This is a genomic window from Streptomyces sp. NRRL F-525, from assembly GCF_000716605.1.
Lineage (GTDB): Bacteria > Actinomycetota > Actinomycetes > Streptomycetales > Streptomycetaceae > Streptomyces.
In genome coordinates this window covers 1-23496 of sequence record NZ_JNXE01000012.1, presented here as the reverse complement: position 1 = coordinate 23496, position 23496 = coordinate 1, and the positions used below count along the sequence as shown (strand labels likewise).

The window sequence follows — 23496 nt, the reverse complement described above, 5'->3', positions numbered from 1 at the left end:
CGTGAAGGAGATCCGCATAACCTCTGGAGTTCGACGGGGAGGGACGAACACGTGAACGAGGCGAAGGGCCACATATGCCCGCAGTGCGGGGCACCCCGGGCAGCCGACGGCTCCCCGTCCTGCGCCTGCACCCAACGGGCGTCCGACGCGCTGCGCGACGCGCGCACGGCGGAGGCGGCAGCGGCGGAGGACTTCGACCCGCTCCGGATCAGACCGTATGTGGAACTGGACAGCCCCGCGCGGGAGCAGCCGCCCGCACCGGCGACACCGGCGACACCGTCGACACCGTCGACACCCGAGGGTGAGACCCAGCAGCTCCCGGCGGTCGAGGAGACGATGCTGCTGCGAGCGGTGCCGCCGAACCCGGCCGCACCGGCTTCTCTCCGGGCTCCGTCGGACACGGCCCCCGTCCCGACGGACCTGAGCCTGTTCGCGGACGGCGGGAGCGGCGAGGGCGACGGGGACGCCCCGGAACCGCCGACGGACGACGAGGACCGCCCGCGCCGTCGCCGCACCGTCCTCCTCGCCGTCACGGGAGCCGTCGTGGCGGTGGCCGCGGTGGCGGGTTTCGCGAGCGGCATGTTCTCGTACGAGCCCCCGTCGCGGGACGAGGCGGCCCCTCAGGACGTACGGGGAAGCGTCCCGACGGCGTCGAAGAGCGCGGCACGGACCACACCGTCCACAACCAGCTCCACGTCCGCCCGGCCGACGTCGGCGTCCCCGACCCCGTCACCCAGCGAGACCCCGTCACCGACGGCGTCATCGACCCCGTCGGCTACGGCATCGCAGTCCGCGAACGCCAGCGAGACCCCGACCCCCACCACCACCGCGTCAACGGCCTCCGCCACGAACCGCCAGAGCAGCGCCACCCCCGCCCCGGTCCTCCAACGCGGCGACGAAGGCCCCGAGGTAACCGAACTCCAGCTCCGTCTGACCCAGTTGAGGCTCTACACCGGCCCCGACAACGGCATCTTCGACAAACAGGTCCAGACGTCAGTACGCACCTACCAACTGGCCCGCGGCATCACTTCCGACACGCTGGGGGTGTATGGGGCGGCTACGCGGGCGCGGCTCGAATCGGAGACCACTGAGCCGTGACGCGGCGCTGGCTGGAGGGCGGCTTAGAGGCGCCGGGGTTGCGGCTGGGTGGTTTGGGCTGTGTGCGGGGTGCGGGTGGGTGGGGGCTGGGCGCGCAGTTCCCCGCGCCCCTTAGGGGGGTGGGGTGGACGCATGCGGATGGCTGGGGGGCGTCAGGGCTTTGTCGTCAGTGGGAGGTTCTCGAAGGAGCGGAGGCTGATGGACTCGCGGCGGTGGGGTGGGGCGGACGCGGTCAAGGTCGGGAAGCGTCTGGGGAGTTGTTCGAGGAGTTCGGCGGCCTCCACGCGGGCGAGCGCCGCGCCGAGGCAGTAGTGGAGTCCCGCGCTGAAGCCGAGCACCTTGATGTCGGCGCGCCGGATGTCGAACGTGTCGGGGTCCGCGTGGCGTTCGGGGTCGCGGTTGGCGGCGGCCAGCACGGTGGTCACGTTGGCGCCCTCGGGGACGGTCACCCCGGCCACGTCGACGGGCCCGGCGGCGATGCGCTCCGTCATCTGCACCGGGGTGTCCCAGCGCAGGCTCTCCTCCACGGCCCGCGCGGCCAGTTCGGGTCCGCTCACGAGCAGGTCCCACTGGTCCCGGTGGGCCAGCAGCGCGTGCACCGCGAGCCCGAGGAGCCCGGCGGTGGTCTCGAAACCGGCGATCAGGACGAGCACGAGGATGTCGACGAGTTCGGCCTCGGTGAGCCGACCGTCGTCGGTGTCGCGCACCGCCAGCAGGAGCGAGGTGAGGTCGTCGGCGGGCCGTGCCCTGCGCAGGGCGATGAGGCCGGTGAAGTACGCGCGCAGTGCTACGACGGCGAGGTCGGCGCGCCGCCAGTCCTCGGGGGACCGGACGGGTTCGAGCAGCCGCCCGGCGTCCTGCCCCAGCCCGTGGAACTGCCGCTGCTCCTCGACGGGCACCCCGATGAGATGGCCTACGACGGTGACGGGCAGCGGATACCCCACCAGTTCCTGGAAGTCGGCGCTGCCGCCGTCCGAGGTGGCGTCGGCGAAGTCGTCGAGCAGGCGCGCGGTGATGTCCCGCACGGTGTGCCGCAGCGCGGCGACCCGGCGCGCGCTGAACGCGCCGCCCACGAGCCGCCGTAGCCGCGCGTGGTCCGTGCCGTTGCTGCGCAGCAGCGAGGAGTAGAAGAATTCCGCGCTCGGCCGGTCACGCCAGTCGGGCAGTTCGCGCGCGCACCAGTCGAGATCGGGCACCAGGAATGCGGGATCGGTGAGGACGGCCTGACAGTCCGCGAATCGCGTCAGGAAATACGTGTTGAATCCGGGGTGGTAGTAGATGGGTTCGGTCCGCCGTAATTCCGCGAGTGCGGGGTACGGGTTGACCCTGCCCTCCGGGGTGAACATCGAGAACAACAGCGTTTCCGGATCCACCTGGTCCTCTCCGGTCCTCTTTGTCTCTTCCTTTTCGTCTCTCCCTTGCTTACGGATACTTACGGAGGAGAGAAAAGAAATGCTTCGTTATGCGGCCTATTAGCGCATTGCAGCTTAACTATCCCCTCAGGCATGCTCTGGGTGTTCTGTCTGCTTGCGTGTGGTTTGGGTGGCAATGCGTGCCCGTAACGAAGGAGGCGGGGAACGGCAGTGCGAATATCAGCCGAGCGCGACGGGCAGTTCCTCGTAACCGCGCAGCATGAATCCGTACCTCCGGACCGGCTCCCCGGCGAGGCGCAACCGGGGGAAGCGCCGCAGCAGCGCGGGCAGCGCCACGCTCGCCTCCAGCCTGGCCAGCGGGGCGCCCAGGCAGAAGTGGGCGCCGCCGCCGAAGGCCAGCGGCTGGGGGCCGGTGCGCAGGGGGTCGAACTCCGCCGGGCGGTCGTACCGCCTCGGGTCACGGTTGGCGGCACCGAGGAACACCAGGGCGACCGTGCCGAGGGGCGCGGGTACCCCGCCGACGTCGAGCCCCTCGCGGAGCGGCACCCGGGCCGCGTACTGGACGGAGGCCTCCAGGCGCAGCACCTCATCGGTGAATCCGAGGGCGGGAGTCCGCCCCTCGCGCAACTCGTCGGCTGCCAAGGGGTGTTGGAAGGCGAGGGCGAGGGCGTTGCCGAGCAGATGGGAGGTCGTCTCGAAACCGGACACGAGAAGCAGGACGAACATGGACAGCATCTCGTGCTCGCTGAGGCGGGACTCCGTCCCTACGGCGGCAGTTGACAGCGCGCTCACGAGGTCGTCCCGTGGCTCCGCGCGGCGCCGGGCGGCCAAGTCCGAGAAATACTCGACGAGTTCGGCCGCCGCGGTGTCGGCCGTCCGTACGACCTCGGGGGGTGTGACGATCTCCAGCGAGCGGGTGAGGGCCGACGCGGGGGCGCGGAACCTGTGCCGGTCCTCCTTCGGTACGCCCATCAGCTCGCAGATCACGCTCATCGGCAGCCGGGAGGCGAAGGCCTCCATGAAGTCGAGGGTGCCGGAGGGGCCCGCGCGCTCCGCCATCTCGTCGAGCAGGTCGTCCACCGCCGCCGCGATCAGCGGTTCGAGCGCGGGGATCCTGCGGGCCGCGAAGAACGACGCGACCAAGGAACGGAGACGGGTGTGCCGGGGCGGGTCGGTCTCCAAGAGGGAGGCGCCGACGATCCGCCGCGACAGATGCCCGGGGACGCCGGGGCCGGACGGTTCGCGCGTCTCGCCGTTCAGGATCCCGAAAGCGCGGTCGCGCGTCAGCCGTTCCGCCTCCGGATAGCCGGTCACCAGCAGGGTGCCGTCGTCGGTGGGCAGGACGGGTCCGAGTGTCCGGGCCCGCTCGAACAACGGAAAGGGGTCGGCTGACCCCTCGTCGCCGAGCAGGCTTTCGAGGATCGCGGTGGCGGTAGTTGTTGTGGTTGTGGTTGTGGCGGCGGTGTCCTTGGCCCGATGCGTCATGAGTTCCTTCCCGGAGGCCGGAACCGTCCGACCAGCAGCTACTGCCTACTGGCCACTATCCATGGGCCGGGAACGTACGGCCGGTGATCACGCCTGGGCGAGCAGCGGGTCGTACGGTGTCGAGCGCTGTCGGCCGGACATGAAGGACAGGAAGTCCTTGACGAACGCGCTACGGGTGTACGCGCCGCCGGTGCCTGCGCCTGCGGTGTCGCGACGGAACGCGGTCCGGAACAGGGCCCGGTACTCGTCCGCGTCGATGCGCTGGTCGCCGTTCCTGTCGGTGGCGTCGAAGAGGACCTCCGCCACTCTGATCAGCGCGGGTCCGGCCAGGGACGGGGTGGCCGCGGCGTACTCCTGGGCGCTGACGCGGCCGTCGCCGTCGGTGTCGAGGGCGCTCTGGAGTTCCCGCCACCAGTCGGCGTAGGCGTTGTAGAGCCTGGTCTCCTCGGGCTCGTCGAGGTCGAGGCGGGTGGACAGCTCACGGGCCATCGCGGCGAGGTCGGGCCAGTCCACGTAGCCGTCGCCGGTCTGGTCCAGCACCTCGCGGAAGAACTCCTCCGCGTCGCGCCGGATCGCTCCGGGTGCGGTGGACTCCGGTCCCGGTTCCGGTTCCGCGCCGAAGGGCGTGACGAGCCGGAGGAAGGCGCCGGCCCGCTTCATCCTGTCGTGCAGGGCGCGGACGGTCCGGGCGCGGGGGTCGTCGCTGTCGGGGGTGAGCGCCAGCAGGTCGGCGATGTTCTCGGCCCGGATCCAGCCGTCGGGCAGGAAACGGGCCAGGCCCACGGTCAGGTACGCGCTCTGCATCAGCGTCTGGGCGCCGGGCAGTTCGGGCAGCCCCGCCCGGCGGCGGAACGGCTCGGGCAGCGAGGCCACCGTGATGGCTCCCATGACCGGACCGCCGACCGCGCGGCCGAGCGCCCACAGGGTGGGCAGACCGTTCAGCAGCGGCGGAGCGGGAAGGTGGTCGAAGAGCTTGTAGAGGATGATGCGCATCGCCTCCGTGTTCTCCAGCTCCTCCTCCACCACACGGTCGTAGTACTGCCAGAACTCGGGGAGCGTGGCGGGCAGTTGACCGGCTTCGTCCCCCAAAGCGCCGAGGAATGCCTGGAATTCGGCGTACAGCCTCTCCATCGCCCGCTGTTCCAGGGGCTGTCCGCTCAGCCGGAACATGGTGACGGTGCTCTCGAACAGCGTCGCCACCACCCAGGCGCGCGTAGCGGGGTCCAACGCGTCGTACGGCCGGTCGCGGGCGTCGGTCCCGTTCAGCCGCGCGTGCAGCCGGTTGAGCCGCGCCGCCTCCCGCTGTCGTACGTCGTCGTCGGCGCCGAACATGCGCCGCAGGCTCAGGAAGGTGTTCTGCAGCCTGCGCCAAGGGTGGGCGACGAACGTGGAGCTGTCGAGCAGGGCGGCGCCGACCTGCGGATGCGCGGCCTCCAGTACGGTCGCCCGCACGATGGCCAGGGCCCAGCGAGGATCGTTGAGGAGCTCGTCGAAGTGGGAGTCCGGGCCGAACATGGGCGTCAAGTCTCCAGCTGGGTGCGGCTGTTGGGGGATGCCGGAACCCGCGTCGGTCACGTCGGTCACGTCGGTCACGATCGAAGTTCTCCGTTCGGGAGGGGCGGGAGGCCGTGCGGGACACCGCCGAACCGGCGTTCGCGCTGCCGGTAGGCGTGCAGGCACTCCAGGAAGTGCGGGGCGCGGAAGTCGGGCCACAGCACCGGCGGGAAGACCCACTCGGCGTACGCGACCTGCCACAGCATGAAGTTGGAGATGCGCTGCTCACCCGAGGTACGGATGACCAGGTCCACATCGGGGGTGTCGGGGAAGGGCAGATGGGCGGCGAAGGTCTGCTCGGTCACGCCGTCGGCCGGCACGCCGTCGCGGATCAGCGACCGCGCGGCCTCGACGATGTCCCGGCGCCCGCCGTGATCGAAGGCGACGGTCAGCGTCAGGCCGCGGTTGTCGGCGGTCAGCGTCATCAGGTCGGCGAAGTCCCGGGCCAGCGCCGGGGGGATGCGGGGATCGGTGACCCCGAGGAAGCGGCAGCGGATCCCCCGCGCGTGCAGCAGCGGCGCGTGCTTGCGCACCACCCGGCGTACCAGCCGCATGAGGAAATCGACCTCGGCGCTCGGACGCCCCCAGTTCTCGGTGGAGAACGCGTACATGCTCAGCCACTCGACTCCGGCCGCCCGCGCCGCCTCGATGACGTCGATCGCGGTGGTCTCCGCGGCACGGTGCCCAGACGTACGAGGCAACGCCCGCTGCGCCGCCCACCGCCCGTTCCCGTCCATCACGCACGCGACATGACGCGGCCCCTCGCCTCCAACAGCCTGCCGAACCGCCACGCCCGCCCCCCGACAGCACAGCTCACCGAGCTGACCCGATCACCTCAACCAGCGTGTCAGCGACGGGGGTTGTGCCAGGTGCGAGTTCGGTGACTTCACTCTTGGTACTTCCGTCCGAATCGGGCCCCCGGTGGATCCGCAGGCTCGCCCAGGGCGGGGGAGCGGCGATCCGGCACGGCGAACCTCTTGAACAGCCGCCCCACCACCCCCGTACCCCCTGTCATGACCCACCCCCAGACACCGCAGTCGTCACCCCGCCCAGGACACACCTCCCGCCTGCGCCGAGGTGCCGCACTCGCCCTGCTCCCGCTGGCCGTGGCCTGCGGCGGTGGCGAGGACGGCGCCGAGGGGAGACGGAAGGCCACTCCCACTGCTGTGACCGCCGCCCCCGAGGCCGGAGTCGTCGCCCCCGCCAAGGTCGAGGTGATCGCCGGGCTGACCGGGTGCACCGCCGAGATCCGGGTCGAGGCGGAGGAGTTGCGCGAGGGGCTGTGCCGTACGAAGCAGGGCGAGTACCGGATCACCACCTTCCCCGAGGAGCGGTTCAAGGTGACCTGGCTCGACAGTGCCGCCATCTACGGCGGCAAGTACCTCGTCGGTACCCGTTGGGTCGTCAGCGCGGTGCCCGAGTTGCTGGAGGGGTTCCGATCCAGGCTCGGGGGAACCGTGCAGGAACTGCGGAGCATCGGACCCACGGTCGGTCCCTGAGTCAGTCCTCAGCCCTCCGTCCTGAGGTGGGCCAGTACCTCCTCCAGCGGCAGGTCGTAGTCGTCCTTGTCGTCCGTCCACCGGCGCAGCACCGCCGCCGCCCCCTCCGCCATGTCCGCCGGCAGTCCCGCCGTGTGCAGAGTCGCCGCGATCTCCTCCAACTCCGGTGCCCAGCGCCAGGCCCGGGCGGCGACGCTGGGGAGCTGGTCGGTCTCGGCGAGGATGTTGGACGTCAACGAGCCCGCCTCGCGGGCGAGTTCGGCGGCCACGCCGTGGTGCGCGGCCAGGGCGTGCGATACGGCGGCCAGGACGCGCGCCGACTTCTGGTACGACGCGTACGCCATCTTCAGCGCCGACGCGGCACCGATTTCCGCGTCCAAGGGGCGGGCCACGACCCGCGTGTCCTTGAACGCCCCCGCCACTCGCGCGACTTGCTCCCCGTCGCCGCTCAGGTACAGGCGCGGGGCGCTGCCCGGACCCGGTGGGCCGCCGATGATCGCGCCGTCCAGCATCAGCGCGCCGCGCTCCGCGCACGCCGCCGCGATACGCCTCGTACGGTCCGGGCTGACCGCGTTGGCCTCGACGTACACGCCCCGAAAGGGGTGACCGAGGACCTCGCGCGCCACGTCTTCCGCCGCGTGCGGCGGGCACACCGAGAGGACGAAGTCGCTTACGGACAAGGCGGATTCGAGGGACTCGGCCGGCTCCAGGCCTGCCTCGCGGGCGCGTTGGAGGCTGGCGGGGCTGCGGCCCGTCGGGACGTACAGGACCCGGGTGCCCGTACGGGTCGCCTCGCCGCCGACTTTCGCGCCCATGGCGCCGGGATGCAGCAGCGTGAAGGTGGTCGTCATGGGTCTCACCGTACGGACTTGATGTTGTTGGGAGTCGCGAGGACGAGTGTGGGGCATAGGAGAGGGGCATAGGAGATATGAGCCTCGGGAGGGCGCCATGAACCGACAGATCCGCGTTCGCGTCAGTCGCCGGCCCATCACGCCCCGCGACGACACCATCGACCGCAGGACGCCGTCGGGGCGGATCCTGCCGTACTAAGTCCTCAGCGCTAAGTCCTCAGCGCTAAGACCTCACCGCTAAGACCTCACCGCTAAGTCCTCAGCGGTGACTGCCAGCTCACCGTCGTGGCGTCGGTCCCTCCGTCGTCGTACACCCTCAGTCGTACGGCGTCTCTGCCGTCCGGCAGGGGCGTCGTCACGTCGACCGTGATCTCCAGGCGGGACACGTCGGCGCGCCCGGACGCGCTGGTGAGGGCGCGGCGGAGCACGGCGAGGAGGTGGGCCGCCACCTGGTCGGGGACGACGGTGTCCACCGGGCCCTCGAATTGGGTGGAGGGCTGGAAGCCGAGCACGGCCGACGCGCCCGCCGCCTCCCGAAGTACCTTGCCGCGCAGGCCCGTTGGGGCCTCCGCCGGTGGCTGTTGCAGGGCGAAGATCGCGGTGCGGACCTCCTGGATCGTCGACTGGAGTTCGTCCACCGCGCGCCCGAGGAGCTCGTGGGCCTGGTCCGTCTCGTCCGTTCTGCGCTGCGTGGACTCCAGCAACATGCCCGTGGCGAACAGGCGTTGGACGACCAGGTCGTGCAGATCGCGGGCGATGCGGTCACGGTCCTCGTACACCGCGAGGCGTTCCCGGCTGTGCTGTGCGTCGGCCAGGACCAGCGCGAGCGCGGCCTGGGACGCGAACTGCGTTGCCAGCAACCGTTCTACGGTCGTGTAGGGGCGGTCGCCCGGGCGGCGCGGGAGAGCCAGGGTGCCGATGAGACGGCCGTCCGCCTGGAGCGGGAGCATCATGCTCGGGCCGAACCGGTGCCGTACATGCGTCGTCATGCGCGGGTCGGTCGCCGAGTCGTCGATGAACACCGGTTCGCCGCCCAGGAGTTGGACCAGGACCGGGCTGCCGGGCTCGATGGTCGTACCGACGATGTCGCCCGGGTCCTCGTAGGCGGACGCGGTGACGATCTCCATGCCGCCCGCCGCCGTGCGCTGGAGGATCACGCCCGCGGCCGCGTCGGCGAGGGCCCGCGCGCCCTCCGCGACCGTCTTCAGCGCGTCGGCCGCGGTCTCGCCGGTGAGCAGGGCGGTGGTGACGGCCGCCGCGCCCTCGATCCAGCGCTCGCGCTGCCGGGCCGTCTCGTACAGGCGGGCGTTGCCGATCGCGATGCCGGCCTGGGCGGCGAGCACGTGCAGGAGCTGCTCGTCCTCGGCGGTGAAGGGGGCGTCGTGCCGCTTTCCGGCCAGGTGGAGGTGGCCGAACACCTCGTCGTGGACGTGGATCGGCACGCTGAGCAACCCCGCGGGCGGCGGCTCGGCCCCGCCCGTACGGATCTCGGTGAGGCCGTCCTGCCCGGGGTCCGTCGTCCCGAGCGCCGCGTACCGCGCGCCGGTCAGCTCGGCTGCGCCGTCCACGATGTGCTGGAGCGTGGTGCGCAGTTCGAGCTCGGAACCGACGCTCAGGACCGCTTCGAGGAGGCGCGAGAGGTCGGGGACGCCGTCACGCGGATCGGCCGGGTCCGGGCTCAGGTGGTGGCCAGCGGGTCCAGGACCAGCGGCTCGATCTTGCCCTCCAGCATGTAACCCAGGCCCTGTACGGCACACACGTCCGGCCGCTCGGCGATGTGCACCGGCATCCCGGTCGCCGCGCGCAGCATCTGGTCGAAGCCGGGGAGCAGCGCGCTGCCGCCGACCATCATGATCCCGCGGTCCGCGAGGTCGGCCACCAGGTCGGGCGGGCAGTTGCGCAGCACCCGGCCGATCCCGTCGAGCACGGCGGTCAGCGGGGTCTCGATCGCGTCCCGTACAGCCGCGGTGTCGACCCGAACGGAACGCGCGAGGCCGCTCGCCACGTCCCGCCCGTGGATCTCGGTGGTGGTCGGGCCGTGCGGGGTGAGACCGTTGCCGGACAGGGCCAGCTGCAGCGGCCGTACGGACTGGCTCGGCAGCATCAACTCGTGCTCGTGGCGCAGGTGTTGGACGATCGCGTGGTCCACCGCCTCGCCACCCACCGGGATGCGTTCGGCGGTCACGATCGAGCCGAGCGAGAGCACGGCGACCTGCGTCGCGGCCGCCCCGCACACCATGATCATGGTGGCCTCGGGCCGCTCCACGGGCAGCCCGCAGCCGACCGCGGCGGCGATCAGCGTGTCGACCAGCTCCACCCGGCGCGCCCCGAGCCCGACCAGCGTCTCGATCGCGGCCCGCTGCGCCAGCGGATCGGCGTCGTGCGGGGTGCAGGCCGCGGCCCGCAGCCGGGGCTTGCGGCGCAGCGCGCGGCGCACCTTGTCGCCGATCAGGTGCCGCAGCATGCGCTGCGCCATCTCGATGTCGACGACGGTCCCGCCGGACACCGGCCGGACCACCCGGATGTAGTCGGGCGTACGGCCCGTCATCTTCTCCGCGAACTCTCCTACGGCGATCAGCGCGCCGGTCCGGGTGTTCACGGCGGCGGCGGACGGCTGGTCGACGACGAGCCCGGCGCCCTTGACGTAGACACGGGTACGGGCGGCACCCAGGTCGACGGCGAAATGGCAGCGTCGCAACTGCTCCAGACTGACGGTCATGGCAGGTTCTCCCGAGAGCGCGGACCGGGGCTTCGCCGGGCGGCGGGCCTCTTTCGCATCGTGCGGGGGTGAGGGAGCGGGCGCGTCTTGTGGTGGGCCGGGCGGGGTGCCGCTAAATGGGGGTATTTGTCCGTAATGCCCGAGTTAAAGACCGCGTAAAGGGCAGTGGGGGGCGTCCTCGTGACGCCGCGTTGGCGGGAAACCGCCGGGGCGTCAATCCGCCAGCCCCATTCAACTCCCTTGCGCCACAAGGCACACGACACTCTTCGCAGCACTCGACGACTCGACGGCTCGACGAAGAGGGGCGTGCATGAGCAGAGGACCAGTCAGACGCGGGGCGGTACTGCTGTCGGCCGGGCTCGTGGTCGCGCTGCTGCCGACGGCACAGGCGCAGGCGGCCCCAGGCGCCTCTACGGCTGCCGCCCCCACCGCGAGCCCCACCCGTACCGTCACTCTCGTCACCGGCGACAAGGTCACCGTCACCGACCTCACGGGCGGCCGGAAGACAGTGAGCGTCGAACGCCCCCAGGGCGCCACCGGCGCCGTCCGCACCCAGCTGGCCAACGGCGACATCACCGTCGTACCGGACGAGGCTCTCCCCTACCTGCGCGCGGGCACCCTCGACCGCCGGCTCTTCGACGTGAGCGAGCTGCTACGGCAGGGCCTCGCCGACCGGACGACCGACGAGCTGCCGCTGATCGTGACGTACGACAAAGGGGCACAGGCCGTGACCCCGCGCGACGCCGAGCGGACGCGGACGCTCGCGAGTGTGCGCGGGGCCGCCGTCGAGGCGGACAAGGGGCGCGGGTTCTGGAGCGCGTTCACCCGGCAGGACGGGGTGCGGAAGGTCTGGCTGGACGGGCGGGTGACCGCGGACATGGCCGAGAGCAACGCGCAGATCGGTACGGCGCACGCCTGGGCGGCCGGGCTGACCGGCAAGGGTGTCACAGTCGCCGTACTGGACACGGGAGTTGACCTCTCCCACCCCGACCTCGCCCAACGGGTCTCCGTCACCAAGAGCTTCATCGACGGCGAGGACGTCGCCGACCGCAACGGCCACGGCACCCACGTCACCTCCACCGTCGGCGGCAGCGGAGCCGCATCCGCCGGGCAGGAGAAGGGAGTTGCCCCGGACGCCACCCTCGCCGTGGGCAAGGTGCTCAGCGACCAGGGGTCCGGGAGTGAGTCGCAGATCATCGCCGGGATGGAGTGGGCCGCGCGGGACGTGCACGCCAAGGTCGTGTCCATGAGCCTCGGTTCGACCGAACCCAGCGACGGCACCGACCCCATGGCGCAGGCCGTGAACACGTTGAGCAGCGAGACCGGGGCGCTTTTCGTCATAGCCGCCGGCAACACCGGCACCCCCTCCTCCATCGGCTCACCCGGCGCCGCCGACTCCGCGCTCACCGTCGGCGCCGTCGACGCGAACGACCAGGCCGCCTACTTCACCAGCGCAGGACCGCGCCACGGCGACAACGCCCTCAAGCCCGACCTCTCCGCCCCCGGCGTCGACATCCTCGCCGCCCGCTCCCAACTCGTGGACGGCAGTGGGTACTACACCTCCATGAGCGGTACGTCGATGGCGACACCGCATGTGGCGGGGGTGGCCGCGCTGCTCGCCCAGGAGCATCCCGACTGGACCGGCGTGCAGCTCAAGGACGCGTTGATGTCCACGTCCAAGCAACTCGACGCGTCCGTCTACGAGTTGGGGGCGGGGCGGGTGAACGTGCCCGATGCCGTGGACGCCCGGATCACTGCCACCGGCAGCACCGACCTCGGCTTCTACAGCTGGCCGTACGACGCGAACAAGCCGGTCACCAGGACCCTCACCTACGCCAACTCATCCGGCGCGGCTGTCCAGTTGAGCCTCGCCGTCCAGGGCGCCCCGGCCGGTGTCGCCACCCTCGCCGACTCCACCCTCACCGTGCCCGCGCACGGCACGGCCTCCACCACCGTGACCGGTGACGGCGCGAAGGCCGAGGTCGGCAACACCAGCGGACAGATCGTCGCCTCCGCCGCCGGAACTCCCGTGGCCCATACGGCATTCGGGCTGGTCAAGGAGGAGGAGCGGTACACACTCACCGTCCATGTGAAGGACCGGGACGGGGCCGCCACGGCCGCCGACCTGGTGGTGCAGCGGCTGGCGCAGGGCTACGACCCCTACCCGGAGGCGGTCGGTGACTCCGGGACACTCAAACTCCGCCTCCAGCCCGGCACTTACAGCCTGACCTCCTTCCTCGACGTGCGCGGCAGCCACGGTGCCGACTCGCTCGGGCTCGGTTTCCTCGCGGCGCCCCAGGTCACCCTCGACCGGGATCGTGAGGTCACCCTGGACGGGCGGCGGCTCAGGGAGGTTCGCGCGAAGGTCCAACAGCGCACGGAGACACGGCAGTTGGGCATGGAGTACGACCGGAACGCCAACGGCTCCGATCTCTTCGACGCCGTTCAGGTGCCGGTGATGTACGACAGCGTGTTCGCGGCCCCGACGGACAAGGTCACCCAGGGCAGCTTCGAGTACCGGACCGTGTGGCGGCTCGGGAAGCCGCTGTTGGAGGTCAAGGGGGTCGGTGAGGCCGTCGTGCAGTCGGGCGGCACGCTGATCGAGGGGCACAGCCGGTTGCCGTTGGTGGATGTGGGGGACGGTCCCATCACCGGTGCGGTCCGGGGGCGCGCGGTACTCGCCCACCTCGCCGACGGTGATGGCGCCGATCCGGTCGCGCTCGCGCAGGCCGCCCAAGACGCGGGCGCCAAGGCGTTGTTCGTGACGGACGACGTGGCCGGGCGGCTCAGCGCGTGGTGGGGTGCGGACGACGGTTCCGACCGTCCGCTGCAGATCGCCTCGGTGAACGCGGCCGACGCGGCACGGTTGCGGGCGGCGAAGACGGTCGACATGACGGGGACGCTCAACACGCCCTACACGTACGACCTTTCGGCCGGACACCAGGGCGCGATCCCGGACGCCGATCTCACCTACGCGCCCAGCCGCAGTCAACTCGCCGTCCTGGATACGAAGTTCCACGCGGTGAAGCCGGAGAAGTCGGTGACGCCGGTGAGCGGCGGGGAGTTCCGTTACTCGATCACCGACGCCTTTCCCATCGGGCTCGGCTTCCGGGAGCGGATCGACTATCCGGCCGAGCGGACGGACTACGTGTCGACCGGCCCTGGCCAGCGGTGGTCGGAGTCCGTGACGGTCGGGGACGGCACGCTGGAGGAACGCAGCGGGCTGGTCCAGTACACGGGCGGGACGCATCGCACCCTCGACTGGTTCAAGCCGGTGTGGCATCCATGGCTCGGCACCGGGCTCGGCTGGGGACAGCAACGGTCAGGTAACCAGCTGCAGTTCAACACTCCCGGCTGGGGCGACTCCGGGCCCGACCACACCGGATTCGGCGATGCGTGGAGCGCGGACAGCGGCATGACGCAGACCACCGAGGTGTACCGGGACGGCACCCTGGTCGACCGGCGCACCAGCTCCGGCGCCTACGACTGGGACGCGCCCGCCGACGAACACACCTACAAGGTCGTCACCGACACCGCCCTCGACCCCGACCGCTGGAAACTCTCCACGCGGGGTCACGCCGAGTGGATCTTCAACTCGTCGGCCACGCCCGCCGATCGATGGACCTTCCTGCCCCTCCTCAACCTCGCTTTCGACGTCGATACCGACCTCGCGGGCGATGTCCGGGGCGGCGGCCGGGTGCCGGTCGGGATCAGCGCCTCGTACGTGGTGGGCGCGCCGGACACCGGGACGATCGTCGGCGGCACGCTCCAAGTGTCGTACGACGACGGGAAGTCGTGGCGGACGGTGAGGCTCACCGGCGGCCACGCGTCATGGCGCGGCACCCTCACCGTGCCCCGGGACGCTCAGTACATCTCGCTGCGGGCCTCGGCGACCGACGACCAGGGCGGTTCGGTGCGGCAGGAGATAGTCCGGGCGGTGGGAGTCCGGTAACGCAGACGGGCGGCGCCGTCTCCTTGGGAGGGGAGACGGCGCCGCCGCTCAAACAGGCCGTGTCCGGATGACGCCCAACTCCGCCAAGTCCTGCGGCCGGATACGGAGTTGGTCAGCGGTCGACTCCGCCTCCTCCGGCGGCCGCTTGAGGATCGCGGCGGCAGACTCCGGGGCGATCACCGAGAAGTAGCTGTCCGGTGTGGCCCAGGTGTTGCCCGGCGCGGCCAGCGCCAGCGCACCGCCGGAACCGCCCTCGCCGATCAGGAGAGTGGTCAGCGGAGTCCGGGCGGCCGCCACCGCGCCGAACAGGTCCGCGATCGCGGCCCCCGCACCCTGCCGTTCCGCCTCGGCGTCGTTCGCTGCACCCGGGGTATCGACCAACGTCAGCACCGGGATGCCGAGCCGCTCCGCGAGCCGGATCAACCGGGCAGCGGTGCGATAACCAGCGGGCCGGGTAGCCGTCCCGGCCTGCGCGGCATACGCGACCGTCCGCCCCTCCCGCTCCCCGAACCCGCACAGCATGCCCGCGTCGACACCCCCGCACCGATCGCCGCTGATCGCGAGCCGGTGAGTGAAGTAGGCGTCCAAGTAGCGCTCGGCGCGCGGGCGTTGAGGGGACCGGGCGCGCTGTACCGCCTCCCATCCGGTGGCCGGGAGATCGCTCGCGCCGAGCGCCGCCGGCACCGGCGCCTGTCCGCCCCACGGCCTGGTCAGCAGCCGCAGCCACCTCCCCAGGGTTTCCTGCAACTGCCCCGGTTCTACGACCGCGTCGGCCGCCCCCGCCGCCACCTGGGCCTCCGCCGTGTACGCCGTCGGGTCCGCGTCCGGCGGCCGTACGCGGGAGCCCGCGAAGCCGACCTGGGCGCCGGGCAGGGCCAGGATCACATCGGCGCCCGCGCCGAGCGTGGCCCAGCCGCCGCCCGTGGTGGGGTCGCGCAGTACCGCGATCTGGGGGAGACCGGCCTCCCTCGTGAGCGCCGACTGGCGTGCCACGCGCTGGAGTTGGGTGAGGGCGATCATGCCCTCCTGCATCCGGCTGCCTCCGGTGGCGACCAACGGCACGACCGGCAACCGGTGTTCACGGGCGTACGTGTACGCGGCCTCCAGCCGGTCCCCGGTGCGCTCGCCGAGCGAGCCGCCGAGGTAGCCGAACTCGAAGGCGATCAGCACCGCCCGCGTTCCCGCTACCGTCGCCGTGCCGCACACCACCGACTCCGACTCGCCGGTGTGGTCGGCGGCGCGGGCGCGCGAGGCGTCGTAGCCCTGCCAGGCGAGGGGGCCGTCGGGCTTGGACTCCCGTGCCGGGTAGGGGAGTTCGGTGAAGGTGGTGTCGTCCGTGACGAGGGCCAGGGTCTCTCGGGCCGAGCGGCGCTCAGTCATGGGTCAGGGAGCGCTTCAGGATCTTCCCCATGTCGTTGCGGGGGAGTTCCGTGATGTGGTGGACGACGCGAGGGCGCTTGTGCGGGGCGAGGCGGCTCGCCACGTGGTCGGCCAACTCGGCCAGCTGCGGCGGAGATTGGGGATCCGTCGGCACGATCCAGGCCACGACCCGCTCGCCCAGGTCGGGGTCCGGTTCGCCGGTGACGGCGGCCTCGCGGACGCCGGGGTGTTCGAGGAGGGCGTTCTCGATCTCGCCCGCGCCGATCTTGTAACCCCCGCTCTTGATCAGGTCGGTGGCCTTGCGGCCGACGATCCTGACGTAGCCGTCGGGGTCGCGCACGGCCATGTCGCCGGTGCGGAACCAGCCGTCGGAAGTGAAGGCGGCGGCCGTCGCGTCGGGCCGGTTCAGGTACTCGGTGAAGAGGTTCGGCCCGCGCACCTGGATCTCGCCCACACTCTCGCCGTCGTACAAGGCAAGAGGCGTGCCGTCCTCCTCGACCAGTCGCAACTCCACGCCGGGCAGCGGGACTCCCACCGTCCCGGCGCGCGGCTCACCGTCCGCCCGGACGCTGGTGTTCATCAGGGTTTCCGTCATGCCGTAGCGCTCGATGACGCGGCGGCCGGTCGCCGACGTGATGCGTTCGTGGTCGTGGACCGGGAGCGCGGCCGAGCCGGAGACCAACAGGCGTGCCCGGCCGAGGGACTTGACCAGTTCGGGGTCGTCGGGGAGGGTCTCGGCGATGCGGTGGTACATCGTCGGGACGCCGAACATCATGGTCGCGCCGTCGTTCAACTCCCGTGCCACGCCCTCCGTGCTGAACCTGCCGAGGTGCCGCACCGAGCCGCCGCGCCGCAGCGGGCCCAGGATGCCCAGCACCAGGCCGTGCACATGGAACAACGGCAGCCCGTGCACGAGGACGTCGTCGCCGGTCCACTCCCAGGCGTCCGCGAGGGCGTCCAGCGTGGTGGCGATCGCCCGGCGCGGGATGACGGCGCCCTTGGGCGGGCCGGTGGTGCCGGAGGTGTAGACGACGAGGGCGGGGTCCTCGTCGCCGGGGGAGACGTCCGGAGCGTCCACCCCGGCACCCCGCACATCGACGTCTACGCGCTCCAAGTGCCGTAGCGGAGAAGGAAGTTCATCACCTGGTGTCGCCAGGACCAGCGTCGGGGCGCTGTCCGTCAGGATGTGGCCGAGTTCCTTCTCGCCCGACTTCGGGTTGAGGGGGATGGCGGCAACTCCCGCCCGCAGCACGGCGATCACGGCGACGGCCGTCTCCAGCGAGGGGGTGGCCCAGACGGCGACCCGGCCGGTACCCGCGCACCGGGCCGCGAGGGCGTCCGCCGCCGCGGCCAGCTCCGCGTAGGTCAGGGACCGGTCGCCGAACCGGAGAGCGGGCTGCTCGCCCGGGTTGGTCAGGGCCGGGAAGAGGGTGGACACGCGGCGCACTCCTTAGCCGTCGGGGCAACGGTCCCCAGGTGCCGGGGACACCCCCGTTCCTACACCACGTCCGCCACCACACAGCTGACGTTGTCCGGACCCCCGGCCTCGTTCGCCGCGTCGACCAGGGACCGTACCGCCTCCTCCGGGTCCGAGTGCGCGGTGAGGAGTTCGCGGATCCGGTGCTCCGGGACGACCGCGGTCAGGCCGTCCGAGCACAGGAGGTAACGGTCGCCGCGGCGGGTGTCGTGGAGTTTGAGGTCGGGGGTTCCGCTCGTCAACGCCTTGAGGAGCATGGCGCGTTGGGGGTGGGAGCCGGCCTCCTCCGGTGTCAGCCGGCCCTCGTCGATCAGCGACTGGACGACCGAGTGGTCGTGCGTGATGCGGAACAGGCCGCCGTCGCGCAGCAGATACGCCCGCGAGTCCCCGATGTGCACGAGCGCCAGTTTCGAGCCCGTCCACAGCAGCGCGGTCAGGGTCGTGCCGTTCTCGGCGGGATCGGCCACGTCACGGACCGCGTCGGTGGCGCCCCGTACCGCCTCCTCCAGGAGGTTGAGCACATTGCCCGCCGGTACCTCCTCGGTGTCCAGGAAGCGCAGCGCCTCCACCGCCGCGCCGCTCGCGGGCGCGCCCGCCGGGCCGAACCCGTCGGCGACCGCGAGCAGCCGCGTGCCCGCGTACGCGGTGTCCTGGTTGGAGGGGCGGACCCGGCCGCGGTCCGAGTGGGCGGCGTAACGCAGTTCCAGCATGGTGGTGTCCTTTCCCGGTACGGCCGTCACGGCCGCGAGATGGTCGACGAGGAACCCGGCGAGATCCCGCCGCACCGCCGTATCCGCCTCGACCCGGGCCCAGTAGGCGCGGATCTCGCGGGCGGCGGCGGCCGGTTCGAGAGCACAGACCTCGCGGATCCCGGCCAGCGGCATGCCCAGCCGCCGCAGCCACGCGACCAGCCGCGCCCGCTCCAGCTGTGCCACCGCGTAGTACCGGTATCCGCTGTCGGGATCCACCCGCGCCGGCCGCAGCAGCTCCAGCTCGTCGTACAGCCGCAGCGCCTTCGGCGACAGCCTGCACGCCCGCGCGAAGGCCCCGATCGTCAGCATGTCTCCCGTACCGCCCATGTGCGCCTCGACCTCTTCTCGGTTCCGTCACCGATGCTGGGGCTTCACCAAAGGGGAAGGTCAATCCGGTTGCCGCGGTTGCGGGGCGGCCGGTTAACCTGCGGATCTGCCCGCAGTCCGTACGACGATGGAGGCCCCGTGCCCCGAATCGCGCTCGCCACCTACGACCCCGGACCCAAGCCCAGCAAGGACCGTGACCTCCCGGTGCTGGTGGACGCGTTGCGGGCGGCCGGGGCCGAGGCGGTCGCCGCGCCGTGGGACGACGCCGGTACCGACTGGGGTTCGTACGACCTCGTGCTCATCCGCTCCACCTGGGACTACAGCTGGCGCCCCGCCGAGTTCGTCGCGTGGGCCGAGCGGACCGCGAAGGCGACCCGGCTCGCGAACCCGGTGCAGGTCGTGCGGTGGAACACCGACAAGCGCTACCTCGGTGACCTGGCGGCGGCCGGTGTGCCCGTCGTGCCGACCCGCTATCTCGCCCCCGGCGACCCGGCCGACCTCCCCGACGACCACGAGTACGTCGTCAAGCCGACCTCCGGCGCGGGCGCGCGCTTCGCCGCCCGCTACACGCCCGACGAGCACGGGACGGCCGTACGACAGCTGGAGCGCATGCACGCGGAGGGGCTCACCGCGATGGTGCAGCCGTATCTGACGAACGTGGACGTCAGCGGGGAGCGGGCGCTGCTGTTCTTCGGGGGGCGGTTCGTGCACGCCTCGCGGAAGGGGGCCGTGCTGGCGCGCGGGACGGCGTACGACGACGACAAGGTGTCCCACCCCGACCTGGAGCCGTGGACGGCGACCGAGGCCGAACTCTCCGTCGCCGAGCGGGCGTTGGCCGCCGTACCGGACGCACCGGAGCTGCTGTACGCGCGCGTGGACCTCGTCGACGGGCCGGACGGACAGCCCTGTGTGATGGAGCTGGAACTCGTCGAGCCGAACCTCTTCCTGGATCTGCATCCGGAGTCTTCGCTGGCCGCGGTGGTCGAGGCGATTCTGGGGGCGGCCGCTACTCGCTGACCGCCGTTCGCTGGAGCAGTCCCCAGGTGAACTCGGCGGCGCACTGGTGGCGTACGCCCTGCGCGTCCGGGGCGGTGAAGGCGAGGCCCCAGCGGGTGGGGGCCGTACCCTCCAGGGGGCGGGCGGGGGCGAAGGCGCGGGCCGCCTCGTCGACCGTGCAGGACCAGGGGGTCAGGTCGTCGAGGGTGTGGAGGGGTGGGGGCGTGGCGCCCGGGGCGCGGACCAGCCATTCGTTCCACACGGCGCCGTTCGGGGCGGTGAGCACCTCGAAGCGGAGGTCGGGCCAGAGCGGGACCGGCCACTGCCAGGCCTCGCAGTCGAGGTCGCCGATCTTGCGCTTCACGGTCGACTCGGGGGTGCCGAGGATCGACCGGTAGCGGGAGGCGGCGGCCCGGCCGCGCGGGGAGTGCAGCATCGCCTGCCAGCGCTTGTTGGCCTCGCGCATGTCGGCGATCGAGACGCCCAGCTCATGACGGGCGTTCTCGACCAGGTCCGGGTTGTGGTCCGCCATACGGCGCAGCAGGACGAGTTGGAAGTCGAGGGGGCTGAAGGGGCGGGCTGGACGGTTCGCTTCGGGCATGCGATCCATCGTCGCGCACGGCACTGACATCGGGCCTGACGCCGGGGGTGCGGCCGTCGGTGAGGAAGAGCACCGAGTTGACGTAACGGGGCCCGCGCGCGAAGGGCAGCACCCGGCGCAGCAGCCCCTGGGAGACGACGTACGAGTTGCGGGCCTGATGCTTCTCCAGCGGGAAGTCCGCGAGCCGGACCCAGTCCCTGTTCCGGTCCGGGAGGACCCAGCCCTCGTAGCCGAGCAGCGACAGATACCGCACCACCGGGGCGATCGGCTGGATACGGGACTCCAGTTCGACGAAGAGCGCGGGGCGGTCGCGGGTCAGCAGGCCGGTCGCGCCGTGCAGGACGGCCAGTTCGCTGCCGTCGACGTCGATCTTGATGAAGCCGACCTCGCGCAGGCCCAGCCCGTCGAGCGTGACGCATTGCACGTGCACGGCGCGGGCGTGGATGTCCCGGCGCACCAGCGACGACACCCCCCGGTCGCCCTCGTCGTCCGGCGGCAGCCACAGCCGGGCGGTGCCGGGACGGTCGGAGGCGGCGGCCGGGATCACCCGGGCGTGCGCGGGGGCGGCGGCAGCGAGGAGCCGCGCCAGGTGCGGGACCGGTTCTACGGTGACCACCTCGCGCGCGTGTCTCCAGAGGCGGTGGGTCCAGGGGCCGTACCAGCCACCGACGTCGACCGCCGTGCCGCAGTCGGGCGGCAACAGGTCGGTCAGGCGGGCGAGTTCGGGTTCGAAGCGGGGGTAGACGGCGCGGGCGGTCGCGGCGACCAGGCGGGTGGGGAGGAGGGGTGCGAGACGGGCGGTGAGGGTGCGGGGAGCGGGGCCCGTCGGGTTCGTGGGGGTCATGGGGCCATCCGTTTGAGGAGTTCCAAGTGCTCGGCGTCGTCGGTCACTTGCTCGCCGGACGAGGGCAGGAGTTGCGGGATGCCGTCGACGATGGGGTAACGGCGGCGCAGGCGCGGGTTGTAGAGGGCGTCCGTGGGGAGCAGGTGCAGCGGGCCCTTGTCGAGTGGGCAGGCCAGGATCTTCAGCAGCGGGTCGTCCGGGTTCATGGGGGAGTCAACTCCTTGGCCTCGGCCGGTGGTTGAGGCGCGTTGTCGTGCTTCGGCATGGTCAGCAGGACGGTGACCGCAAGGAGGGTGCCCCCGATCCGCAGGGCCAGCCGCAGCGGGTCGTGCGGCAGCGCCTCGCCGAACGCGAGCGTGCCGAGCACCGCCGTGAACAGACTGGTCACCGTCGTACACACCGGCACGATCAGCGAGGCCCGGCAACGCTGGAGCGCCGCCTGGGACATGACCAGGCCGAACGCGCCGGTGAAGAGGAGGAGGTACGGGTACGGCGACCGGAGCAGCCCAACTACCGCCCCGCCCAGATCACTTGTCGTCAGGTAGCTCGACACCCCCTTGATGGCGAGCGAGCTGACCCCGTACAACAGGCCCACCGCCACGCCGTATTCGACGCCCGTGGTGGGCAACCGGTGCCGGTGCGTCGCGCCGCGCTCGGTGGACCGGTACAGCCAGACACCGGCGGCGAGCGAGGGCACGCAGACCAACAGGATCAGCGGGTAGGGCGCGTTGCGGCTGACATGGTCCGAGCCTTCCTTGAGGGACAGCACGACCATCAGCAGGGCGACGAGTATCGCCCCGAGCGCGTACCGCTCCCGGCCGCTGGTCTCCTCGCCGAGCATCCGCGCGGACAACAGCACGAGCAGCACCAGGCCGGACACGAAGATGCCCTGCGCGGCGGCGATCGGCAGCGTCCGGTACACGGCGAGCTGCGCGCCGAACCCGGAGGCCAGCGCGAGGGACCCGCCGATCCAGAGCGGGCTGCCCAGCACCAGCCGCAGCAGCCTTATCGGTTGACGGACCGTCACCTCGGGCAGAGCGGCGAGCGCCCGCTTCTCCAGGACGAAACCGGTGCTGTACAGCACGTTCGCCAACAGGGCCGCCGCCACTCCCCACCACACGGCCGCGCCCCCTACGTCTTCCGCGCGTGCAGCAGCAGGATCGACGCCAACTGCGGTCTGGCACAGGCCAGGCGGTCCAGGGGCCGGAACGGTCGCGGTACGCCGTGGAAGGGCGCGCCCTTCAGCCCCACGACCTCGAAGCCGGCCGCCGCCACGAACTCCCGTAACGCACGCGGGGTGTAGAGCCGCAGATGTCCTACGACCTCCTTGCCCGGGCGCCCGTGGATCGCGCGCAGGCTCACCTCCGAGAACACGGGCTGGACACCGGCGAGCAGCAGGGCGCGGTTGTACCAGGCGGCCAAGTTCGGGGTGGACAGCATGAGATGGCCTCCCGGGCGCAGGACGCGGTGGATCTCGGCGAGCGCGGTGTCCGGGTCGACGAGGTGCTCGATCACTTCGCTGAACAGGACGGCGTCGGCGGAGGCCGAGTGGAGGGGGAGCGCGGTGAGTTCGCCTCGGACCGTGTACGGGAGGTGGGTGCGGGCTCGGGTGAGGGCGTCCTGGGACCAGTCGACGCCGACGACCCGGTGGCCCGTGAGGAGGGGGGCGGCGGTGGCGGCCGCGGTGCCGTCGCCGCAGCCGATGTCGAGGACTGTGCGGGGGTGTTCGGTGGCCGGGCCCAGCGCGGTGGCGAGGATGCGGGCCTGGCGGAGGGTGCGGGAGGGGCCGGAGGCGACCGGCACCGCGGGGTTCTCGTAGAAGTCGCGCAGGCCGGTGGGGCGCCGGGTCGTGGTTGTCATGCCGGGTGCTCCTCCGTCGTGTGCAGGTAGTGCTCGAACAGGTCGCGGAGGTGGGCTCCGTCGCCGGGGCCGAGGAGGGTGCGGGACCAGCGGAGGGCGACGTGGAGTTTCCCCGCGGTGGACGCCGTCGTCACGGTGAGGCCGCGGGGCATGCGGGCGGGGGCGGAGAACCACACCGCGTGCGCGCGGCCCGCCGGGTCCCCGAAGTCCAGGGTGTATGGGATGCGGCCGATGTTGCTGAGGAGGGTGGTCGAGGTCCAGGGGGCGGCTGCTCGGCGTAGGCCCCGGGTGAGGGTGGCTCGCCAGGCGACGGGGATGACCGGAGTCGTCAACAGGGTTGCTCCGTGGCCCAGTTGGGGGCGGGGGAGGGCTTTGAGGGCGCGGGTTCTCCTTGCCGTGCGGTGGAGCAGTTCGGCCATGTGGTGGTCGGGGGTGGTGGTCAACTCGTCCGGGGCGAAGGTGACTTCGACGAGTCGCGTGCCGTTGCCTATCGGCATGTCCGTGCCTCGGGGGCGGTCGTCCACGGGCATCGTGATGCGCATCGGGCGGGGGTGTGCGCCGTGTTCGCGGTTCCAGTGGGCGATCATCAGGGCCGTGGTGACCATGAGCTGGTCGTTCACCGTGTACGGGGAGCCCTTGGGGCGGTGCGGGACCGGGAGTTCGGTGAGGAGGAGGCCGTTGCCGCCGGGGGTCGGGGCGGGGGTGCCGGGGGCGACTCGGGCGGGTGG

At 71.8% G+C, this 23496-nt stretch carries 19 protein-coding genes and 1 pseudogene; 4 read left to right on the top strand and 16 right to left on the bottom strand.

Annotation, left to right across the window (positions count from 1 at the left end; all coding sequences use genetic code 11):
* Positions 1 to 51 precede the first annotated feature (51 nt).
* On the top strand, positions 52 to 1098 hold the full coding sequence (locus OO69_RS18635) for a peptidoglycan-binding domain-containing protein (RefSeq protein ID WP_033281824.1): 1047 nt from the start codon (positions 52 to 54) through the stop codon (positions 1096 to 1098).
* A 152-nt stretch (positions 1099 to 1250) separates the two neighbouring features.
* Here the strand turns inward: OO69_RS18635 and OO69_RS18630 are convergent, their stop codons facing one another.
* The 4 genes from OO69_RS18630 to uppS all read right to left on the bottom strand — a co-directional run bounded on the left by OO69_RS18630 (position 1251) and on the right by uppS (position 6247).
* Entirely contained in the window at positions 1251 to 2471 is a 1221-nt protein-coding gene (locus tag OO69_RS18630) for a cytochrome P450 (protein ID WP_051801099.1), read from the bottom strand.
* A 219-nt stretch (positions 2472 to 2690) separates the two neighbouring features.
* A complete protein-coding gene (locus OO69_RS18625; RefSeq protein WP_051801098.1) occupies positions 2691 to 3956 on the bottom strand; it encodes a cytochrome P450 in 1266 nt (421 codons plus the stop codon).
* An 87-nt stretch (positions 3957 to 4043) separates the two neighbouring features.
* Positions 4044 to 5471, bottom strand: coding sequence for an oxygenase MpaB family protein (locus OO69_RS18620; RefSeq protein ID WP_051801121.1), 1428 nt, complete (start codon positions 5469 to 5471; stop codon positions 4044 to 4046).
* Positions 5472 to 5545: 74 nt separating this feature from the next.
* Positions 5546 to 6247: a polyprenyl diphosphate synthase gene (gene uppS / locus OO69_RS18615; protein WP_051801097.1), complete on the bottom strand. Its 702-nt coding sequence runs from the start codon at positions 6245 to 6247 to the stop codon at positions 5546 to 5548.
* A 276-nt stretch (positions 6248 to 6523) separates the two neighbouring features.
* Here uppS and OO69_RS18610 point away from each other — a divergent pair, with 276 nt between their 5' ends.
* The gene (locus tag OO69_RS18610; RefSeq protein ID WP_033281823.1) at positions 6524 to 7009 is read left to right on the top strand and encodes a hypothetical protein; all 486 of its coding nucleotides are present in this window, start codon (positions 6524 to 6526) and stop codon (positions 7007 to 7009) included.
* Between the two features lie 8 nt (positions 7010 to 7017).
* Here OO69_RS18610 and OO69_RS18605 read toward each other — a convergent pair whose 3' ends face one another.
* The 3 genes from OO69_RS18605 to OO69_RS18595 all read right to left on the bottom strand — a co-directional run bounded on the left by OO69_RS18605 (position 7018) and on the right by OO69_RS18595 (position 10579).
* Positions 7018 to 7860 carry an NAD(P)-dependent oxidoreductase gene (locus OO69_RS18605; protein WP_033281822.1) on the bottom strand — a complete coding sequence of 281 codons (843 nt, stop codon included), beginning with the start codon at positions 7858 to 7860 and terminating at the stop codon, positions 7018 to 7020.
* Positions 7861 to 8111: 251 nt separating this feature from the next.
* The gene (locus tag OO69_RS18600; protein ID WP_051801120.1) at positions 8112 to 9542 is read right to left on the bottom strand and encodes a GAF domain-containing protein; all 1431 of its coding nucleotides are present in this window, start codon (positions 9540 to 9542) and stop codon (positions 8112 to 8114) included.
* Positions 9539 to 10579, bottom strand: a complete 1041-nt coding sequence (locus tag OO69_RS18595) for a rod shape-determining protein (protein ID WP_033281820.1) — start codon at positions 10577 to 10579, stop codon at positions 9539 to 9541. Before OO69_RS18595 ends, OO69_RS18600 begins: the two co-directional genes overlap by 4 nt.
* 310 nt (positions 10580 to 10889) lie before the next feature.
* Between OO69_RS18595 and OO69_RS18590 the strand changes: the two genes are divergently transcribed.
* Positions 10890 to 14531: a S8 family serine peptidase gene (locus OO69_RS18590; protein WP_033281819.1), complete on the top strand. Its 3642-nt coding sequence runs from the start codon at positions 10890 to 10892 to the stop codon at positions 14529 to 14531.
* Positions 14532 to 14579: 48 nt separating this feature from the next.
* Here the strand turns inward: OO69_RS18590 and OO69_RS18585 are convergent, their stop codons facing one another.
* The 3 genes from OO69_RS18585 to OO69_RS18575 are packed head-to-tail and all read right to left on the bottom strand — an operon-like array spanning position 14580 to position 18449.
* Complete coding sequence (locus OO69_RS18585; protein ID WP_033281818.1) at positions 14580 to 15911, bottom strand: carboxyl transferase domain-containing protein; 1332 nt, start codon at positions 15909 to 15911, stop codon at positions 14580 to 14582.
* A complete protein-coding gene (locus OO69_RS18580; protein WP_033281817.1) occupies positions 15904 to 17349 on the bottom strand; it encodes an acyl-CoA synthetase in 1446 nt (481 codons plus the stop codon). The genes OO69_RS18585 and OO69_RS18580 overlap by 8 nt, the downstream gene beginning before the upstream one ends.
* A 59-nt stretch (positions 17350 to 17408) precedes the next feature.
* Positions 17409 to 18449: a MerR family transcriptional regulator gene (locus tag OO69_RS18575; RefSeq protein ID WP_420707888.1), complete on the bottom strand. Its 1041-nt coding sequence runs from the start codon at positions 18447 to 18449 to the stop codon at positions 17409 to 17411.
* 156 nt (positions 18450 to 18605) lie between these two features.
* On the opposite strand from OO69_RS18575, the gene OO69_RS18570 reads away from it, so the two are divergent.
* A complete protein-coding gene (locus tag OO69_RS18570; RefSeq protein ID WP_033281815.1) occupies positions 18606 to 19484 on the top strand; it encodes an ATP-grasp domain-containing protein in 879 nt (292 codons plus the stop codon).
* On the opposite strand, the gene OO69_RS18565 is transcribed toward OO69_RS18570, so the two are convergent.
* The 6 genes and pseudogenes from OO69_RS18565 to OO69_RS18540 all read right to left on the bottom strand — a co-directional run.
* Positions 19474 to 19995, bottom strand: a complete 522-nt coding sequence (locus OO69_RS18565; RefSeq protein WP_033281814.1) for a hypothetical protein — start codon at positions 19993 to 19995, stop codon at positions 19474 to 19476. The two genes, OO69_RS18570 and OO69_RS18565, sit on opposite strands and share 11 nt — an antisense overlap.
* Positions 19952 to 20908, bottom strand: a complete 957-nt coding sequence (locus tag OO69_RS18560; RefSeq protein ID WP_033281813.1) for an FkbM family methyltransferase — start codon at positions 20906 to 20908, stop codon at positions 19952 to 19954. The genes OO69_RS18565 and OO69_RS18560 overlap by 44 nt, the downstream gene beginning before the upstream one ends.
* A complete protein-coding gene (locus OO69_RS18555) occupies positions 20905 to 21114 on the bottom strand; it encodes a Trm112 family protein (RefSeq protein WP_019060261.1) in 210 nt (69 codons plus the stop codon). The genes OO69_RS18560 and OO69_RS18555 overlap by 4 nt, the downstream gene beginning before the upstream one ends.
* Positions 21111 to 22016, bottom strand: coding sequence for a hypothetical protein (locus OO69_RS18550; RefSeq protein WP_033281812.1), 906 nt, complete (start codon positions 22014 to 22016; stop codon positions 21111 to 21113). Before OO69_RS18550 ends, OO69_RS18555 begins: the two co-directional genes overlap by 4 nt.
* A gap of 23 nt (positions 22017 to 22039) precedes the next feature.
* The gene (locus OO69_RS18545; protein WP_033281811.1) at positions 22040 to 22768 is read right to left on the bottom strand and encodes a class I SAM-dependent methyltransferase; all 729 of its coding nucleotides are present in this window, start codon (positions 22766 to 22768) and stop codon (positions 22040 to 22042) included.
* Positions 22765 to 23496, bottom strand: a pseudogene (locus OO69_RS18540) (condensation protein); the annotation flags it as partial. The pseudogene OO69_RS18540 and the gene OO69_RS18545, both read right to left, overlap by 4 nt.